The organism is Pseudomonas sp. 1121_17, from assembly GCF_052850745.1.
Window position 1 is genome coordinate 115,079 of sequence record NZ_VXCX01000012.1, and the last position, 17,170, is coordinate 132,248.

The 17,170-nt window shown below is 63.4% G+C and carries 16 protein-coding genes; 4 read left to right on the forward strand and 12 right to left on the reverse strand.

Annotated elements, in window-relative coordinates; all coding sequences use genetic code 11:
* Positions 1-48 precede the first annotated feature (48 nt).
* Positions 49-2,091 (reverse strand): methionine--tRNA ligase, encoded by a 2,043-nt coding sequence (gene metG, locus FW789_RS20145; RefSeq protein WP_103438355.1) that lies wholly within the window; start codon positions 2,089-2,091, stop codon positions 49-51.
* 158 nt (positions 2,092-2,249) lie between these two features.
* Here metG and apbC point away from each other — a divergent pair, with 158 nt between their 5' ends.
* Entirely contained in the window at positions 2,250-3,344 is a 1,095-nt protein-coding gene (apbC, locus tag FW789_RS20150) for an iron-sulfur cluster carrier protein ApbC (protein WP_446431941.1), read from the forward strand.
* Positions 3,345-3,451: 107 nt separating this feature from the next.
* On the opposite strand, the gene FW789_RS20155 is transcribed toward apbC, so the two are convergent.
* On the reverse strand, positions 3,452-3,661 hold the full coding sequence (locus tag FW789_RS20155; RefSeq protein ID WP_101321828.1) for a cold-shock protein: 210 nt from the start codon (positions 3,659-3,661) through the stop codon (positions 3,452-3,454).
* Between the two features lie 325 nt (positions 3,662-3,986).
* On the opposite strand from FW789_RS20155, the gene dcd reads away from it, so the two are divergent.
* On the forward strand, positions 3,987-4,553 hold the full coding sequence (gene dcd / locus FW789_RS20160; RefSeq protein ID WP_101321827.1) for a dCTP deaminase: 567 nt from the start codon (positions 3,987-3,989) through the stop codon (positions 4,551-4,553).
* Between the two features lie 97 nt (positions 4,554-4,650).
* Entirely contained in the window at positions 4,651-4,881 is a 231-nt protein-coding gene (locus FW789_RS20165) for a hypothetical protein (RefSeq protein WP_103438353.1), read from the forward strand.
* Here the strand turns inward: FW789_RS20165 and pdeM are convergent, their stop codons facing one another.
* From pdeM to FW789_RS20215, 10 genes are all read right to left on the reverse strand, one after another.
* Positions 4,882-5,538, reverse strand: a complete 657-nt coding sequence (pdeM, locus tag FW789_RS20170) for a ligase-associated DNA damage response endonuclease PdeM (RefSeq protein WP_446431942.1) — start codon at positions 5,536-5,538, stop codon at positions 4,882-4,884.
* A gap of 26 nt (positions 5,539-5,564) precedes the next feature.
* Entirely contained in the window at positions 5,565-8,042 is a 2,478-nt protein-coding gene (locus FW789_RS20175) for a ligase-associated DNA damage response DEXH box helicase (protein ID WP_446431943.1), read from the reverse strand.
* A 61-nt stretch (positions 8,043-8,103) separates the two neighbouring features.
* Positions 8,104-9,219, reverse strand: a complete 1,116-nt coding sequence (locus FW789_RS20180) for a succinylglutamate desuccinylase/aspartoacylase family protein (RefSeq protein WP_411562666.1) — start codon at positions 9,217-9,219, stop codon at positions 8,104-8,106.
* A gap of 99 nt (positions 9,220-9,318) precedes the next feature.
* A complete protein-coding gene (locus tag FW789_RS20185) occupies positions 9,319-10,977 on the reverse strand; it encodes an ATP-dependent DNA ligase (protein WP_446431944.1) in 1,659 nt (552 codons plus the stop codon).
* Positions 10,974-11,984 (reverse strand): ligase-associated DNA damage response exonuclease, encoded by a 1,011-nt coding sequence (locus tag FW789_RS20190; RefSeq protein ID WP_411564381.1) that lies wholly within the window; start codon positions 11,982-11,984, stop codon positions 10,974-10,976. Before FW789_RS20190 ends, FW789_RS20185 begins: the two co-directional genes overlap by 4 nt.
* A 115-nt stretch (positions 11,985-12,099) precedes the next feature.
* Entirely contained in the window at positions 12,100-14,538 is a 2,439-nt protein-coding gene (locus tag FW789_RS20195; RefSeq protein WP_446431945.1) for a penicillin acylase family protein, read from the reverse strand.
* 118 nt (positions 14,539-14,656) lie between these two features.
* Positions 14,657-14,860: an SEC-C metal-binding domain-containing protein gene (locus tag FW789_RS20200; RefSeq protein WP_101321819.1), complete on the reverse strand. Its 204-nt coding sequence runs from the start codon at positions 14,858-14,860 to the stop codon at positions 14,657-14,659.
* A 6-nt stretch (positions 14,861-14,866) separates the two neighbouring features.
* Entirely contained in the window at positions 14,867-15,340 is a 474-nt protein-coding gene (locus FW789_RS20205; protein ID WP_446431946.1) for an LEA type 2 family protein, read from the reverse strand.
* Positions 15,341-15,342: 2 nt separating this feature from the next.
* Positions 15,343-15,819: a YchJ family protein gene (locus FW789_RS20210; protein ID WP_103438345.1), complete on the reverse strand. Its 477-nt coding sequence runs from the start codon at positions 15,817-15,819 to the stop codon at positions 15,343-15,345.
* A gap of 4 nt (positions 15,820-15,823) precedes the next feature.
* Positions 15,824-16,318: a DUF6231 family protein gene (locus FW789_RS20215; protein WP_186700740.1), complete on the reverse strand. Its 495-nt coding sequence runs from the start codon at positions 16,316-16,318 to the stop codon at positions 15,824-15,826.
* Positions 16,319-16,476: 158 nt separating this feature from the next.
* On the opposite strand from FW789_RS20215, the gene FW789_RS20220 reads away from it, so the two are divergent.
* On the forward strand, positions 16,477-17,169 hold the full coding sequence (locus tag FW789_RS20220) for an OmpA family protein (RefSeq protein ID WP_103438335.1): 693 nt from the start codon (positions 16,477-16,479) through the stop codon (positions 17,167-17,169).
* Position 17,170 lies beyond the last annotated feature (1 nt).

A 17,170-nucleotide genomic window follows, 5' to 3' on the forward strand; every position in this document is an offset into this window, starting at 1 on the left:
ATTGGCCAAAACAACGCCCCGGCACTTGGCCGGGGCGTTGTTGCTCGGTTACTTGATGCGCTGGCCTGGCTTGGCGCCGCTGTCAGGGCTGAGCAGGTAGATCTCTTCGCCGCCAGGGCCGGCTGCCATGACCATGCCCTCGGAGATGCCGAAGCGCATCTTGCGGGGCTTGAGGTTGGCCACCATCATGGTCAGGCGGCCTTCCAGCAACGACGGGTCAGGGTAGGCCGACTTGATCCCGGAGAACACGTTGCGACGCTCATCGCCGATGTCCAGGGTCAGTTGCAGCAGCTTGTCGGCGCCCGGTACTGCTTCGGCTTTGACGATCAGGGCTACGCGCAGGTCGACGGCGGCGAAGGTGTCGAATTCGATTTCCGCAGCCAGCGGATCCTTGCTCAGCTCGCCATTGCCAGCAGGGGCGCTGGGAGCCTGGGAGGCGAGCAGGTCTTCCTTGCTGGCGGCGATCATGGCTTCGACCTTGGCCGGTTCGATGCGGCTCATCAATGGCTTGAACGCATTCAGCTGATGATTTTCCAGGCGTGACTGGTGATCGTCCCAGCGCAGCGGCGCGACGTTGAGGAAGGCCTCGGCGTCTGCTGCCAGCACTGGCAATACCGGTTTGAGGAAGATCACCAGCTGGCGGAACAGGTTGACGCCCTGGGCGCAGATGGCCTGCACTTCGTCCTGCTTGCCTTCCTGCTTGGCCAGCGACCACGGCGCCTTGTCGGCAATCCAGGCGTTGGCGCGGTCGGCCAGGGCCATGATTTCGCGCATGGCGCGGGCAAAGTCGCGTGCCTCGTAGGCTTCGGCGATCGATGGCGCGGCGGCGGCAAAGGCTTCGGTCAGTTCAGGCGCAGCGTCACCGCCGACCATCACACCGGCATTGCCTTTGTGGATGAAGCCTGCGCAACGGCTGGCAATGTTCACCACTTTGCCGACCAGGTCGGAGTTGACCTTCTGGATGAAGTCTTCCAGGTTCAGGTCGAGGTCATCGACGCCGCGGCCAAGTTTGGCGGCGTAGTAATAACGCAGGTATTCCGGCGCCAGGTGGTCGAGGTAAGTACGCGCCTTGATGAAGGTGCCACGCGACTTCGACATCTTCGCGCCGTTGACCGTCAGGTAGCCGTGCACGTTGATTGCGGTCGGCTTGCGCAGGCCTGCGCCTTCGAGCATGGCCGGCCAGAACAGGGCGTGGAAGTTGACGATGTCCTTGCCGATGAAGTGATACAGCTCAGTGGTCGAGTCGGCCTTCCAGTACGCATCGAAGTCCAGCTCCGGGCGGCGTGCGCAGAGGTTCTTGAAGCTGGCCATGTAGCCGATGGGCGCGTCCAGCCAGACATAGAAGTACTTGCCTGGCTCATCCGGGATTTCGAAACCGAAATACGGAGCGTCGCGGGAGATGTCCCACTCCTGCAAACCGGAGTCGAGCCACTCGGCGAGTTTGTTGGCAACGGCGTCCTGCAGGGTGCCACTGCGGGTCCACTGCTGCAGCATGGCCTGGAAGTCAGGCAGCTTGAAGAAGAAGTGCTTGGAGTCCTTCAGTACTGGCGTGGCGCCAGAGATCGCTGACTTGGGGTTCTTCAGTTCGGTCGGGGCGTAGGTTGCGCCGCACTTCTCGCAGTTGTCGCCGTACTGATCTTCAGCCGCGCACTTGGGGCAGGTGCCCTTGATGAAGCGGTCGGCCAGGAACATGCCTTTTTCCGGGTCGAAGTACTGCGTGACCGAGCGGTTGGCGATGTGCCCAGCGTCGCGCAGGCGGGTGTAGATCATGCTCGACAGTTCGCGGTTTTCATCGCTGTGGGTCGAATGGAAGTTGTCGAAGTCGACCAGGAATTCGGCAAAGTCATTGCTATGCTCGGCCTGCACGTCGGCGATCAACTGCTCGGGGGTGATGCCTTCTTTTTCGGCACGCAGCATGATCGCCGAGCCGTGGGCGTCGTCGGCGCAGACATAGGTGCACTGGTTGCCGCGCAGCTTCTGGAAGCGAACCCACATGTCCGTCTGGATGTACTCGAGCATATGGCCAAGGTGGATGGAACCGTTGGCATAGGGCAGGGCGCTGGTGACGAGAATCTGACGTGGCTCGGACATGGTGGCTCGGCTATTACTCTGGCTAGACGGGATACAAAGTTGATCGGCCACTATAAAGCGACAGCGAATTTATTTCACCCCATCGACGTACCTGCTGACGATTGACGGGTTAGCATAGGCGCCTGTCTCACCTTCAGATCTTGCCTATGGGAGCCTCCATGAGTGCCGTCACACGTGCCGATGTCGAAGTCGCGCTTCGCCAGTACACCGATCCCTACCTGAACCGGGACCCGGTCAGCGCCGGTTGCGTACGCGCGATCGACATCCAGGGTAGCCAGGTCAGCGTGCAGCTGCAGTTGGGCTATGCCGCCGGGCTGTTCAAGAATGGTTGGGCGCAGGTATTGCAGACCGCTGTCGAGAACATAGAGGGCGTGACTGCGGCCAACGTCTCGATCGATTGTGTGATCAGCGCACACAAGGCCCAGGCGCAAGTGCCCGGCATGGCCAACGTGAAGAACATCATCGCCGTTGCCTCGGGCAAAGGTGGCGTAGGCAAGTCGACCACCTCGGCCAACCTGGCCTTGGCGCTGGCGCGCGAAGGGGCGCGGGTGGGTATTCTCGATGCCGATATCTATGGCCCAAGCCAGGGCGTGATGTTCGGTATCGCCGAAGGCACTCGACCGCAGATTCGTGAGCAGAAGTGGTTTGTGCCGATCGAGGCGCACGGCGTCGAAGTGATGTCGATGGCATTTCTGACCGACGACAACACGCCGATGGTCTGGCGCGGGCCGATGGTCTCCGGCGCCCTGCTGCAACTGGTGACCCAGACGGCCTGGGATGATCTGGACTACCTGGTGATCGACATGCCGCCCGGCACTGGCGATATCCAGCTGACCCTGGCGCAGAAAGTCCCGGTGGCCGGTTCGGTGATCGTGACCACGCCGCAGGACCTGGCCCTGCTTGACGCGCGCAAGGGTGTAGAGATGTTCCGCAAGGTCAACATCCCGGTACTTGGCGTGGTGGAGAACATGGCCGTGCATATCTGCTCCAACTGTGGCCATGCCGAGCACCTGTTCGGTGAGGGCGGCGGTGCCAAGCTGGCCTCGCAATACGGTGTCGACTTGCTGGCGTCGCTGCCGCTGTCGATGCTGATTCGCGAGCAGGCCGACAGCGGCAAGCCGACTGCGATTGCCGAGCCGGAAAGTCAAATTGCCATGGTCTACCAGGAACTGGCGCGGCAGGTCGGTGCGCGTATCGTGCTGCAGGAAGCAGCCGCTCCGGCCATGCCGAGCATCACCATCAGCGAAGACTGATATCTCGGCATCCCTGCGTAAGTGGGGATGCCGTCCGCGCTGGTCTGATAGCTAAATTGCAGGCATAAAAAAACCCGCCGAAGCGGGTTTTTTGAAGCCAGCTGGAATTAACCCAGTTGAACTTCTTCAGCCTGCATACCTTTCTGGCCGCGGGTAGCGACGAAAGTTACGGCTTGGCCTTCTTTCAGAGTTTTGAAGCCGTCAGCTTGGATGGCTTTGAAGTGCACGAACAGGTCGTCACCCGATTGAGGGGTGATGAAGCCGTAGCCTTTTTCATCGTTGAACCACTTGACGGTACCGTTTTGACGGTTGGACATGTGTCTGTCTCCTTGGACAAAGTAATTATCGGCGCAGGAAATGCCCTGGCCGGACTGAGTGCAAAGAGTCGGAAAATTCAGCGATGGGCAGATTGGGATCGTGCATCTAACTAGAGTTCTCGGTGTCACGTGCAGCACAGTGACGTCACCATACCCCACTTTCTTCAGCCTGCCAATGGCCAAACGCGGCTTTGCTCAAAATCGGATCGGCGGCGGCTGCAAGCCCCGTCCGGCGTGGGATACGGTCGGGGAACTTTAACCCGGAGGCCGGGACCGGTAAGATGCGCTTCTCGTTTTTTACCTTGCAGCCTTCAGGACACCCGCCATGAGCATCAAATCAGACAAGTGGATTCGCCGCATGGCGCAGGAACACGGCATGATCGAACCCTTCGTCGAGCGCCAGGTGCGCGGTGACGAAGCCAGCCGGGTGATTTCCTTCGGCGTTTCCAGCTACGGCTACGACGTACGCTGCGCAGACGAATTCAAGGTCTTCACCAACATCAATTCGGCCACGGTCGACCCGAAAAACTTCGACGCCGGCAGCTTTGTCGACGTCAAAAGCGACGTCTGCATCATCCCGCCGAACTCGTTCGCCCTGGCGCGCACCGTCGAGTACTTCCGCATCCCGCGCAACGTCCTGACCATCTGTCTGGGCAAAAGCACCTACGCTCGCTGCGGCATCATCGTCAACGTCACGCCGCTCGAGCCAGAGTGGGAAGGCCATGTGACGCTGGAGTTCTCCAACACCACCACCTTGCCGGCAAAGATCTACGCCAACGAAGGCGTGGCGCAGATGCTGTTCCTCGAGTCCGATGAAGAGTGCGAAGTGTCTTATAAAGACCGTGGCGGCAAGTATCAGGGCCAGCGTGGCGTCACCCTGCCGCGGACCTGAGCCGACGAGCGCGGGGAATTAGTTGCCCGCAAGGCACTCCAACGGGGTAACAGTTGCGGCGTGCATGACGTACGCCGGCCCCCGTGAGGAGCTGCCCATGAAACTCCATACCACTGTCAGTGCCCAGCTGGCTCATCTCCAGCCCAACCAGATCGGCCTGCTGGCCTGGTCGCTGTTGGCGCAGCCACCACTGCCTGTGCAGGCAGGAGGGGTGCCGGGCCAGCCAGACCCGGACAGCCCGCAGCCGCCTCAGCCGGGTGAGGATCAACCGACCGAGCCGGGTGTACCGACCTTGCCGGACGATATACCGCCTACTCCTGTTGCGTAATTAACGCTGCACTGCCCAGACCCGCTCAGCCCCTGCCAGAAACACGCGGGTGGCTGCGTCGGGTTCGACCGTCCAGCCCCCGGTGAATTCGCCGAATGCGGGCAACAGGCAGACCTCCTTGTTGATCAGAAAGCACGGCAAGCGCAACCGCTGCCGGGCTCTGCCGCGCAGTACGTAAACCGGATGCACGTGTCCTGCCAGCACCGTGTGCGCAGGGTTTGCCGTGGGCTCGTGCTGCAGGGCAAACGGGCCGTATAGCCACGGTTCTTCCTTGATCTCGATGTTCAGCTCCGCCGGTGGATCGCCGGCGTGGCGGTCATGGTTGCCGCGCACCAGAATCATCTGCACCTGAGCATGCCGATCGCGCCAGGCCTTGAGCTTAGCGATGATCGCCGGCGCCTGAGCGTGGTGGGCGTGCAAGAAATCGCCGAGTACAATCAATTGCTCGCAAGCGTGCTCGGTAAGCAACGCATCAAGGCGGGCGAGGGTGGCATCGGTGGTGCCGCGCGGCACTGGCTGATTCAATGCGCGATAGCTTGCCGCCTTGCCGATGTGCACATCAGCGACCAACAAGGCCCGCCGCGCTGGCCAGTACATGGCCTTGTCCGGCAGCAGCCAGAGCGTTTCGCCGCAGTGTTCAATTTCCAGATGCTGCATAGAAGTCCTTGTATTCAGGGCGAGGCTCAGCTCCCGCGTCGGGTTCGCCCGTTGGGTGCGTCGGCGACTTTTTCCAGATCAGCCACCATCCGTGCAATGCGGTCGGCCAGTTTTTCTGTGCTCAGGGTCTCGCGCATGCCTTCTACCAACAGCGCGAAAGCCAATGGTCCGGGGCGACGCAGGTCGTGCAGATCCAGACGCAGCGTGCTCAATTTGAGCAGCTGCCGATGCAGTCGCTCGATTTCCAGTTCTTCGCGCAGCACCTCATCCCGCGCTTGGCCGAGCAACAGATTGTCGGCGTCGTGCTTGCGAAATACCTCGTAGAACAATCCGCTGGAGGCCTGAATCTGTCGAGTGCTCTTCTGCGCGGCGGGGTAGCCGCCGAACACCAGCCCGGAAATCTGCGCGATTTCGCGAAAGCGCCGCAGCGCCATTTCGCCCGCATTCAAGCTGGCCAGTGCATCTTCGAGCAGATCATCCGTGCTCAACGCCCGCGGCAGATACGTGGCCCAGTCGACCGTGCTGGGGCTGACCAGCTCGAAGCCGTAATCATTGACCGCAATGGACACCGACAATGGCTGCACCCGGCTCACACGCCACGCTATCAGATTGGCCAGGCCCAGGTTGGCCATGCGCCCGGCGAATGGGTACAGAAACAGATGCGAGCCTTGTCTTGAAGTGAATGTCTCGGCCAGCAGGGTGTGCTGGGTGGGCAGCGCCGACCAAGTTGCCTGCAACTCCAGCAGAGGTCGCACGGCGCGCATTTCGGGGCCGTCGAAATGGTCATGGGCTGCGGCATCCAGGCGCTCCACCAAGGCGTCCGCCAGTTCGCTCGACAGCGGCATACGGCCGCCATTCCAACGGGCAATCGCCGCCTTGCGAGCGGTACTGCGGCGTACATAGGCGGTCATATTCTCGACCCGCACCAGCTCCAGCACGCGGCCGGCAAACACCAGCGTATCGCCGGGTTTGAGGCGCGCGATAAATGATTCCTCGACGCTGCCCAGCTGTTTGCCGCCGCCGCCCTTGCTCCAGTATTTGAGCTGGATACTGGCATCGCTGACGATGGTGCCGATGCCCATCCGATGGCGCCGCGCCAGGCGCTCGTTGGCTACACGCCAGATGCCGTCGGCGTGGGCTTCGACGCGCTGGTAGTCAGGGTAGGCCGTCAGCGAACTGCCGCCATGGCAGACAAAATCCAGCGCCCATTGCCACTGGCTGTCGCGCAGTTCGCGAAAGGCCCAGGTGCTGCGCACTTCCTCGAGCAGTTCTGCCGGGCGAAAGCCGCTGCCCAGCGCCATGCTGACCAGATGCTGCACCAGCACATCCATGCTCAGCCGCGGCGACTGGCGTGCCTCGATCTGGCCGGCGGCCAGGGCATGGCGAGCAGCGGCGGCCTCGACCAGCTCGAGGCTGTGGGTCGGCACCAGGGTAATCCGCGAGGCGCGCCCGGGCGCATGCCCGGATCGACCCGCACGCTGCATCAAACGCGCGATACCCTTGGCCGAACCAATCTGCAGTACCCGCTCTACTGGCAGAAAATCCACCCCAAGGTCCAGGCTTGACGTGCAGATCACCGCCTTGAGCGAGCCTTGTTTGAGACTGCGCTCTACCCAGTCGCGGGTCTGCCGAGCCAACGAGGCATGGTGCAGGGCGATCAAGCCGGCCCAGTCAGGGCGGTGCGCGAGAAGTGCCTGATACCACAGCTCGGCTTGCGCGCGGGTATTGGTGAAGACCAGGCAGCTTTCGCTGGCGTCGATTTCGGTACTGACCTGCTTGAGCATTTTCAGGCCCATGTGACCGGCCCAAGGGAAGCGCTCGATTGCCTCCGGCAATAACGTGTCGACGACAAAACGTTTGTCCTGACGCCCTTTGACCAGTGAGCCACCGGCGGGCAACAGCACATCGCGGGCGTGCTCAAGATTGCCCAAGGTCGCCGACAGCCCCCACACCACCAGCCCGGGATGCCAGCGGCGCAAGCGCGCCAACGCCAACTGGAGCTGCACGCCACGCTTGTTGCCAAGCAGCTCGTGCCATTCGTCGACCACCACCATGCGCAGCTGCGCAAAGTCTTCATTGGCCTGGGTGCGGGTCAGCAATAGGGTCAGGCTTTCTGGAGTGGTCACCAGCGTACTGGGCAGTCGCCGGGCTTGGCGGGCGCGCTCGGCAGAGCTGGTATCACCGCTGCGCACGCCGATGTTCCAGTTCAGTTCCAGATCATCCAGCGGCGCCTGCAGGGCACGTGCGGTATCCGCTGCCAGCGCACGCATCGGCGTGATCCACAACACTTGCAGCGGCGCCGGCTTAGCGGTCGAGTTGACCGTGCGCGCATAGGCGCGCAGGGCGGCCAGCCATACCGCGTAGGTTTTGCCAGAGCCGGTACTGGCATGCACCAGCCCCGACTCGCCACGCTCGACGGCGGCCCAGACCTGGCGCTGAAAGGCGAAGGGTTTGAATCCACGCGTGGCAAACCAGGCGTTGGCAAGGTCGGTCGTGGCGGGCATGCGTGGATCCGTCAAAGGCTGTGCTTCTACAGACCGCTGTGCGTGTCCATTGGTTTACCTGTTAATTGCCCAACAGGTAACCACTGCGGCAAATCTGCTCGCCCGCGACATGGGCGACGACCATGCCGCTGGTTGCCATGCGCCGAACGCTACGGGCATACAGCAGCCCGGCCTGTTGATTGCGCAGCGAACTGACCTGATCGGTGAGCGGGTCGATCACCTCGGCAATCAGTTGCCCGGCTTGCAGGTATTGGCCGGGTTTTGCGTAAAATACCAGCAGCCCGCCCTGGGCGGTGCTGACGGGTTCCACTGCGGCCAGTGGCGTGGCCGGATGGAGCAGCGCCGGTAATTCGGCCGGTTGCCCTTCGATAACCCCCGCGTGGGTCAGAAAGTCGATGATCGCCTTGCAGTCCTTGGTCGCCAGCGCGTGGCAGACGTCGGCTTGCCCGCGCAGCTCCAGCGTGACCGAAATGCCACCCTCGGGGATCGGGTAGCGCTTACCGAAGCGCTGCTGCAATTGCCACCAGACCAGACTGAAGCTCTCATCGAACGACTGCCCGCCCGAGTCGGTCGCGAGCAGGCTGGCCTGCGCCCCGAGGTAGCGCGCCAGTGGCTCTACCCGCGGCCAGGCCTGCGGCGTGGTGTACAGGTGCTCGACCGCTTCGAAGTCGCAGTGCAGATCGAGGACCATGTCGGCATCGCACGCCAGGCGTTGCAGGCACAAGCGCTGGGACTGCAGCGCGGTACGTGCCGGGTGCGCGTCCAGGCCCCGGCGCAGGTGCTCGCGGATCAGCTCAAGGTTGTGTTGCGGGTCCTGGGTCAATTGGCCTTCGAGCTGGTCGCCGATGGTGTCCGAAAGGTCGACGAAGTTGCGGTTGAAGTTTTCCCCGCTGTGCAGCTCGAAGCGGCCCATGGGCGCATCCAGCAGCACTTGCTCGATGCCCAATGGGTTGGCCACTGGGACCAGCAGGACCTGCTGACGCAACAGGCCTTGCTGTTCCAGTTCGAGCAGGCGCTGCTTGAGGTGCCAGGCGACCAGCATGCCCGGCAGTTCGTCGGCGTGCAGCGAGGCCTGGATATAGACTTTGCCGGCGCCGGCTGGGCCGAACTGGAAGCTGTGCAGGTGCCGGCTGATGCCGGGCGCGGGGCTGAGCAGGCTGTGGGTCGAGTGGTGCATGGGGGTCCTGGGCGCTGGTTGATGATCGGGCTGCGACTGAAGATAGAAGCACAAACTTCGGCGTTGCGCATGCGCGCAGGCAGATCCCGATCACGGTTTTCAGCTCAGCAGGGCCTGCAAGGTGGCCAGGTCGTCGGCTTCCTCGACCGGCTTGTCCAGGCGCCAGCGCAGCATCCGCGGGAAGCGCACGGCGATGCCGCTCTTGTGCCGCTTGGACAGCGCGATGCCTTCAAAGCCCAGTTCGAACACCAGCGTCGGGGTGACGCTGCGCACCGGGCCGAAGGTTTCCACGGTGGTTTTACGTACGATTGCATCGACCTTGCGCATTTCTTCATCGCTGAGGCCTGAGTAGGCCTTGGCGAATGGCACCAGCGCACGTCCAGGCGTGCCTGCCGGTGCGTCCCACACGGCAAAGGTGTAATCGCTGTACAGGCTCGCGCGCCGGCCATGGCCGCGCTGGGCATAGATCAGCACGGCATCGACGCTGAACGGGTCAATCTTCCACTTCCACCACAGGCCTATGTCCTTGGTCCGGCCAACCCCGTAGAGCGCATCGCGCTGCTTGAGCATCAGCCCCTCCACACCGAGGTTGCGCGACTGTTCGCGCTGCTCGGCCAGGTCGGCCCAGCTGTCGCCGGTCAGTAATGGTGACAGCAGCAGTGGCGCCTGCGGGTACTCGGCGACTACTCGCTCCAGCTGCGCGCGCCGTTCGTGCTGCGGGCGGCTGCGCCAGTCGTGGTCCTGCCATTCGAGCAGGTCGTAGGCCTGCAGCACCACCGGAGCATCGCCGAGCAGCTTCTTGCCCAGGGTCTTGCGGCCGAGCCGTTGTTGCAGCAGGGCGAAGGGCTGCACGGCGACATCCTCGCTGCTGGAGCCCGGTTTCCAAACCAGGATCTCGCCATCCAGCACGGTGCCGTCCGGCAGGCTGCTGGCCAGGCTGTGCAGCTCGGGGAAGCGGTCGGTCACCAGCTCCTCGCCTCGTGACCAGATCCACAACTGGCCCTCGCGTTTGACCACCTGCGCGCGGATGCCGTCCCACTTCCACTCCGCCTGCCAGTCGCTGAGCGGGCCGAGCAGGGCGTCGAATTGTTCGGTCGGCGCTTGCAGCGCATGGGCCAGAAAGAACGGATACGGCTGGCCGCCGCGCTGGCTGTGCTCGTCGGCCGACTCGGCGGCGATCAGCTTGAGGTAGCTGGCGGGGCTCGGTTTATGGCTGAGGTCGGTATAGCCGACCATGCGCTGGGCCACGCGCTTGGCGTCGAGATCGGCCAACTGCGCCAGTGCGCGGGTGACAAGCAGTTTCGACACGCCCACGCGGAAACTGCCGGTGATCAGTTTCAGGCAGAGCATCAGGCTCTGCCGGTCAAGCTGCGCCCACAGCACTGGCAGGCGCGCGCGTACCTCTTCCTGGGGCTGGCCGCGCAATGGCAGCAGGTGCTGCTCGATCCACTCAGCCAGGCCTTGATCACTGGCATGGGCGCTGTCGGGGAGCAGTAACGAAATGGTTTCGGCCAGGTCGCCCACTGACTGATAGCTCTCTTCGAACAGCCAGTCGGGCAGGCCTGACAATTCAATGGCCAGCTCACGCAACAAGCGGGTCGGCACCAGTTGCCGCGGCCGACCGCCGGCAAGAAAGTACACCGCCCAGGCAGCGTCCTGCGCAGGTGCCTGGCTGAAATATTCGCGCAAGGCCAGCAACTTGGCGTTGCTCGAGGTGGTGCTGTCCAGGCGCAGGTACAGCTCGGCAAAAGCCTTCATGGCTGAACCTCGCGGGTGTCGTCTTCTTCGCCGTATTCGGTAACGAAGGCCCGCGCGTCCAGGCCTTGCTCGGACAAATAGCGCACCAGCACATTGACCGAACCATGGGTGACCATGACCCGCTCGGCGCCGGTCTGGGCGATGGCCCACAACAGCCCCGGCCAATCAGCGTGATCAGACAGCACAAAACCGCGATCGACCCCGCGCCGCCGGCGGGTGCCGCGCAGGCGCATCCAGCCGCTGGCGAAGGCATCACTGTACTCGCCGAAGCGCTTCATCCAGCTGCTGCCGCCGGCCGACGGCGGCGCCATGATCAATGCCTCGCGCAGTAGCGGGTCGTTGCGGGCGAAGTCGCCGGCGTAATGGGTCTCCGGCAGGGCCACGCCAGCTTCGCGATAGACCCGATTCAACGGCTCGACCGCGCCATGCACCAGGATCGGCCCGATGCTGGCGTCAAGGCCATAGAGGATGCGCTGGGCCTTGCCGAAGGCATAGCAGAACAACACGCTTGCCTTGCCTTGTTCGCGATTGGCCCGCCACCACTGGTTGATCTCGGCGAAAATCACCGCTTGCGGCGGCCAGCGGTAGATCGGCAGGCCGAATGTCGATTCGGTGATGAAGGTGTGGCAACGCACCGGCTCGAACGGCGCGCAGGTGCCGTCGGGCTCGACTTTGTAGTCACCAGAGGCGACCCATACCTCGCCCTGGTATTCCAGGCGCACCTGCGCCGAGCCGAGCACATGCCCGGCCGGGTGGAAGCTCAAGCTCACGCCGTGGTGTTTCAGGCGTTCACCGTAAGGTAGGGTTTGCAGATTGATGTGCTGGCCGAGCCGGCTGCGCAGGATGCCGGCACCAGGCGCCGCAGTCAGGTAGTGATTGTTGCCCGAGCGTGAGTGATCACCGTGACCGTGGGTGATCACCGCGCGATCAACCGGGCGCCACGGGTCGATGTAGAAATCACCGGGTGGGCAGTACAGGCCTTCGGGGCGAGCAATCACAAGGTCCATGGCAGGCCGCTGGCTAGGGAGTTATAGCTAGGAGCGTTGCTGGCGCGATGAAGTTCGGATTGTCTGGCGGAGGTTGCCCGCACAGCCAGGGCTGTGCGGGCAGTCGGGCGTTGGCTTACTTGCCCGGTACCAGGGTCAGGCGCTGGCTACCGTAGGCACGGGCGAAGTTCTGCGGTTGCAGCGGCAGGCTCATGAAGCGGCCTTTGAACCAGGCGTCCAGGCCATCGCTGTGGTGACGACTGGCCGGGTTGCCGGACTGACCACTGCTGGTCAGCAGTTGCAGCGGTTCGGCCTGGCCAAAGTCGACGATCATCCGCGCCGAGGCTGGCAGTTGCGTGTCGAAGTTGCTGCCCCAGGCATACGGCGTCAGGGCCAGGGTGCTGAAGTCGCCGCCAGCCGCCATTGGCGCGCGGCTGATAGCGTCACCCAGGCCGTGATAGGCCGGTGCTGGCCAGCGGTACTGGTGCAGCTTGCCCCACTGCCAGGCCTTGCGGTCGGCGCCGAGCAGCGCCGTGCCAGTGTCGATCGCGGCGGCCAGGCTGCGGGCCAGGATCGCCGGTTTGTCTTCCTTTTGCGCGGTGGTGCGGTCATCCCAGAACGGGCTGTCCTCGCGGCCCAGCAGGTGATCAGCCTGCGCCGAGTAGGACAACTGCGCGTTGCTGACAAAGGCTTGCCACGCAGGGCCGGATTCAGGCCCAAGATCGTCGAGGAAGGTCTGTCGGGTCACTTCCTGGAGGAACAGCTGATACAGCGCGGCATCTGCCGACACTGGGCTCAGGTGACCATCGAAAGCTTGCAGCCGAGCCAGCGCGGCATTGGCCTTGTCGCGCTGGGCCGGTGGCAGTGCCGCGATCGCCTGCTTGAGCGGCTGGGCCATGCCGGGTGCGCTGAACATCTGCTTGAGCTTGGCGGCAAACAAGCTGACCTGATCGTTTTGCAGGGCCATCACGCTGCGGCTGTCGTGGCGGCCATTGGCAGCCAGCTGAGCGAGACGTTCGGCGCGCTCGGGGTAGTACCAGGTGTTGGACAACTGCATGCCGTAACCTTTGGCCAGGCTGCGCTCGTTGGCATGGCCGAGCCAGCCGGACGGTGGGTCCTGGTCGTACGGGTGGAGCATGGCGTCGGCATAGCCGTCCCAGTCATAGCGCCCATCCCAGCCTGGCGAGGGCAGCAAGCCCTGGCCTTCGCGGCGGTTCGGGTAGCGCCCACTGACCTGCCAACCGATGTGCTGCGGCTCAGCAAAGACGAAGTTGAGCGCCGCTGCGCCGATCTCGCGGGTGCTGTCGAAGGCGCGCTCCACCGAGGTGGCGCGCGTCAGGTCGAACAAGGCGTCGAGGCTGCGATCACCCTTCAACTGCGGCAGGCTCAGGGCCAGGCCGAGGCCGTTGCCAGCAGGCTGGCCGAGCAGGGTGCCGTGGCGAGTGTCGTAAAGCAGTTCGCGCAGAGGCTGCTGGCCGCGGGCGAAGAAGGTCTCGCTGCGGGTACGCGTTGGCAGCCATTTGCCGTCGGCGAGATAAGTGACCTGGCTGCCTTGGCGGCGCAGTTGCTCAAGGTACAAATCCTGGTTGTCGGCCATGACCGCGCTGCTGCTCCAGGCCAGTTTGCCGTTGTAGCCGGCCAGCACGATTGGCAGGCCCGGCAACGACAGCCCGGCAACCTGATACTTGCCGGTGTGGATTTGCACCGGGCTCAAGGCCCAGGCGGCGCGGCTGTCACTGACCAGCAGGCTCTTGCCGCTGCGGCTGCGCTGTGGGCCGAGGGCCAGGTTGGCCGAGCCCGGGCTGCCGAGCAGGCCCAGATCGGCGAGCTTCTGGCTGGCACTGGCCAGGGCAGGCAGGGCAGGCAGTTGGCTGGCCAGGTTGATGCCCTTGAGTTTGTCGACTTCGCCTTCGGCCAGCGGCTCGTCAGGCGCACCCGGCAGCAGCCAGGCAAGCTTGTCGCTGCCGACTTTTTGCGCGAGGGTCAGGGCGCTGAGTTCTTCCTGCAGATTGACTGACTGGCTGAAGGCATACAGGCTGAAGATCAGCGCGCTGTCTTCGGCCTTCCAGTATTCAGGGCGATAACCGCTACGGGCGAGCTCACCCGGCAGCTTTTCGCGGTAGCGGTACAGGTAGGCGTTGACCCCGCGCGCGTACACTTCAAAGAAGCGCTTGAGCCGCGGCGAAGCGTCGGCGTACAGGGCGTTGGCGCTCTGCTTGAGATTGGCCGCCCGCATCAAACGGTCGATATCCAGCGCTTCTGGCCCGGCCAGTTCAGCCAGGCGGCCCTGAGCCAGCAGGCGCATGCCGAGCATCTGCTCGATGCGGTCGCCGGCGTGCACGTAACCCAGCGTGAACAGCGCATCGTGGAAGCTGCTGCTTTCGATCAGCGGTGCGCCCATGGCATTGCGCCGCAGCGAAACGTTCTGCGCGAGGCCTTTGAGCGGTTGCACGCCGGTGGTCGGCGGCACGCTGTCTTGCACGGCGCTCATCTGGCAGCCGCCAAGACCAAGCAGACCTAGCAGCGCCAGGCTGGCGAAGCGGGGACGCAAAGGAGGAAAAGCGGGGGCGGCCATTGAAGAGGCTCCTGCAAGGTGTGACAAAAAAGGGATTTGGCTGGATCGGAAAGCATCAACCGCAAGCAATTACGGCCAAAGGCTGCAGTTGCTTGCGGCAGGGGTCAGCGAGCGAAAATCAGGCGCCGTGGCACTTTTTGAACTTCTTGTCGCTGCCGCACGGGCACGGGTCGTTGCGGCCAACGTCTTTCAAAGCGTTGCGCACCGGCTCCTGGTGGCCGTGGTTGCAGTGTGGACCGTGCACATGGCCGTGGTCATGATCATGCTGATGATCGTGATCGTGGTTGCAGTCAGGGCCATGAACATGCGGTTGCTGAGTCATTGCAGGTTACTCCGGTAAGAAATCGCCGGGCATTATCTCATCACTGCGCGACAAGTGCAGGCCCCGCCAGATGATCAGCCCGGTATTCAGCTCGGCCTGCAGTGAATAGCGCAGCGGTTGCCTGCTCTTGAGCAACTTGGCCAGCGGTTTGAGCTGCTTCCACAGGTTGGTGCGGGCGGTGATCTTGAAGGTCCGCCCCTCGTGGGCGGCGACGCTGCGCCAGATGCTCGCCTCATCGTCGACCAGCAGCAACTGGTTGAGCCGCACCGAATAATTCAGGTTGCGGATGAACAGGCGGCTGTCATTGGGGTTGTCGACTCGCAGGTAAATGACGAACTCCTGTTGCAGCAGGCGCGCCTTGACTGTTTCGACCTTGACCAGATGCACCTGTGGTTCGCGCCATTGCTCGCCGCTCCAGCCCGCGCAGCCGGCCAGCAGCAGGACGCAGCTGGTCAGGAGCAGGCGGGCGAGGACGTTCACGATCAAGTACCGACGTAACTGGAACAGCACTTCTTGAACTTCTGCCCGCTGGCACAGGGGCAGGGGTCGTTGCGCGTGGCCTTGAGGCCGACCGTTGGGTCAATGAAGTACCAAAGGCCATCGCGCTGGACGAAAGCCGAACGCTCACGGTGGGCGTGTTCGCCTTGAGCGTCGTGCCAGCGCGCGATGAAGGTGACAAACGCATGCTCAGGCTGACCGCCAAGCACCTCGGCGCTTTCCACCTCAAGCCCCAGCCAGGTGCTTTGCGCGCTCCAGGCAGCAATTGCAGCGCGGTCCAGGCCATCTTGCTGAGCCGGCAGGGTGGTTGCGACCAGGTAATCGATCAGGCCCAGCACGTATGCGCTGTAGCGCGAGCGCATCAATGCCTGGGCGTCTGGCGCCGGGGTGCCGGAATGATAATGCCCGCAGCAGGCGTCGAGCAGGTTGCCACTGCCGCAAGGGCAAACGGAGACACTCATCACATCACCACCAGTACTTGCCGAAGTTTTCAGGGTTGGCCCAGAACCTGGCGTTGAGCCAGTCAGGGACCTGCTTGTAGTCATGTAGATCATAGGTGAACAGGCTCAACACCTGCTCCTCGCGGCCGAATTTCTCGCTGGCCGACATCGCCAGCGAGAAAAACTCGGTGTCCTGCCAGCCGCAGGCGCTCAAGTCGGCCAGCACCGCCAGGCGACTGGCATTCAGATTGCGGATGCCTGCCAGCAGTTCCAGGCCGGTGCGCTTGGGCAAGTGCTCGAGGCAGTCGACCAGCACCGCCAGGTCGAAACGCTGGGCGGCGAGTGGATCCGGCAGTACGCCTGGTGCTGCCACCTCGATGACCACCTGTGGGTGCGCCTGGGCAAAGGCATCCAGCGCCGGGAAGCGCGTGCCCACCAGCAGCAGGCGCTGCGGTTGCACGCGCTCGAGCAAGGCGGCGAGGGCTTGTTGCGGCGTGCGTTGGGAAAAACCTTCGGTCATTGCCTATCTCCGTTCAGGGTCGCCAAGCCTAGCTGGCTAGAGCTTGCCGGCAAAGGGCTGTGGCACACCAGCATGGCTCATTGCTGGCAGATCGGGAATGCGCGGTCTTTACTGGCACAGATCGGCCTTATGCCGATTCCCCCTAGGAGATGCAACAGATGAGCATAGTTCGCACGGCGATACCCTTGGTGCTGCTGACCAGTGTGTTGACTGGTTGTGCAGGTTTGCAGAAAACCGACTGGCCGACATGTGCTGCCGTCGGGGGTGTGGGCGGCGCCGCCCTTGGCGCTATCGAAAGCTCGAGTTGGGCCGGCTGGGGCGCGCTGCTTGGCGGTGGTCTGGCCGCCGGCTACTGCTGGGCCAATGGCGACGGTGATGAAGACGGCGATGGCGTGCCGGACAGCCGCGACAAGTGCCCGGGCACCCCGCGTGGGGTACAGGTCGATGCCAATGGCTGCCCACCTGAACCGGTAGCAGTGGTAGAAGAGGTGGTCGTGGTCAAGGAAGAAGTCATAGTCATCCGTGACGTGCACTTCGAGTTCGACTCTGCGCGGCTGACTGCGGCCGACAAAGAACGCCTCAATACCATCGCCACCCGCCTTAAGCAGGAAGCGGCGAGCACCCGACTGAGTGTCACCGGGCACACCGACAGCGTTGGCTCCGACACGTACAACCAGAAGTTGTCCGAGCGCCGCGCGCATTCGGTGACTGACTATCTCGTCGAAAGCGGCGTGCCGCGCAGCAGCGTGGTGTCGGTAGTCGGTGCCGGCGAAACCCAGCCAGTGGCCGACAATGCTACTGCTGAGGGGCGTGCCATGAACCGCCGGACCGAGATCAAGATCGAGCGTTGAC

Bases quoted from the DNA above. Each gene is read 5' to 3' on its own strand.
- metG (WP_103438355.1), bottom strand. From the start codon at position 2,091: ATGTCCGAGCCACGTCAGATTCTCGTCACCAGCGCCCTGCCCTATGCC.
- apbC (WP_446431941.1), top strand. From the start codon at position 2,250: ATGAGTGCCGTCACACGTGCCGATGTCGAAGTCGCGCTTCGCCAGTAC.
- FW789_RS20155 (WP_101321828.1), bottom strand. From the start codon at position 3,661: ATGTCCAACCGTCAAAACGGTACCGTCAAGTGGTTCAACGATGAAAAA.
- dcd (WP_101321827.1), top strand. From the start codon at position 3,987: ATGAGCATCAAATCAGACAAGTGGATTCGCCGCATGGCGCAGGAACAC.
- FW789_RS20165 (WP_103438353.1), top strand. From the start codon at position 4,651: ATGAAACTCCATACCACTGTCAGTGCCCAGCTGGCTCATCTCCAGCCC.
- pdeM (WP_446431942.1), bottom strand. From the start codon at position 5,538: ATGCAGCATCTGGAAATTGAACACTGCGGCGAAACGCTCTGGCTGCTG.
- FW789_RS20175 (WP_446431943.1), bottom strand. From the start codon at position 8,042: ATGCCCGCCACGACCGACCTTGCCAACGCCTGGTTTGCCACGCGTGGA.
- FW789_RS20180 (WP_411562666.1), bottom strand. From the start codon at position 9,219: ATGCACCACTCGACCCACAGCCTGCTCAGCCCCGCGCCCGGCATCAGC.
- FW789_RS20185 (WP_446431944.1), bottom strand. From the start codon at position 10,977: ATGAAGGCTTTTGCCGAGCTGTACCTGCGCCTGGACAGCACCACCTCG.
- FW789_RS20190 (WP_411564381.1), bottom strand. From the start codon at position 11,984: ATGGACCTTGTGATTGCTCGCCCCGAAGGCCTGTACTGCCCACCCGGT.
- FW789_RS20195 (WP_446431945.1), bottom strand. From the start codon at position 14,538: ATGGCCGCCCCCGCTTTTCCTCCTTTGCGTCCCCGCTTCGCCAGCCTG.
- FW789_RS20200 (WP_101321819.1), bottom strand. From the start codon at position 14,860: ATGACTCAGCAACCGCATGTTCATGGCCCTGACTGCAACCACGATCAC.
- FW789_RS20210 (WP_103438345.1), bottom strand. From the start codon at position 15,819: ATGAGTGTCTCCGTTTGCCCTTGCGGCAGTGGCAACCTGCTCGACGCC.
- FW789_RS20215 (WP_186700740.1), bottom strand. From the start codon at position 16,318: ATGACCGAAGGTTTTTCCCAACGCACGCCGCAACAAGCCCTCGCCGCC.
- FW789_RS20220 (WP_103438335.1), top strand. From the start codon at position 16,477: ATGAGCATAGTTCGCACGGCGATACCCTTGGTGCTGCTGACCAGTGTG.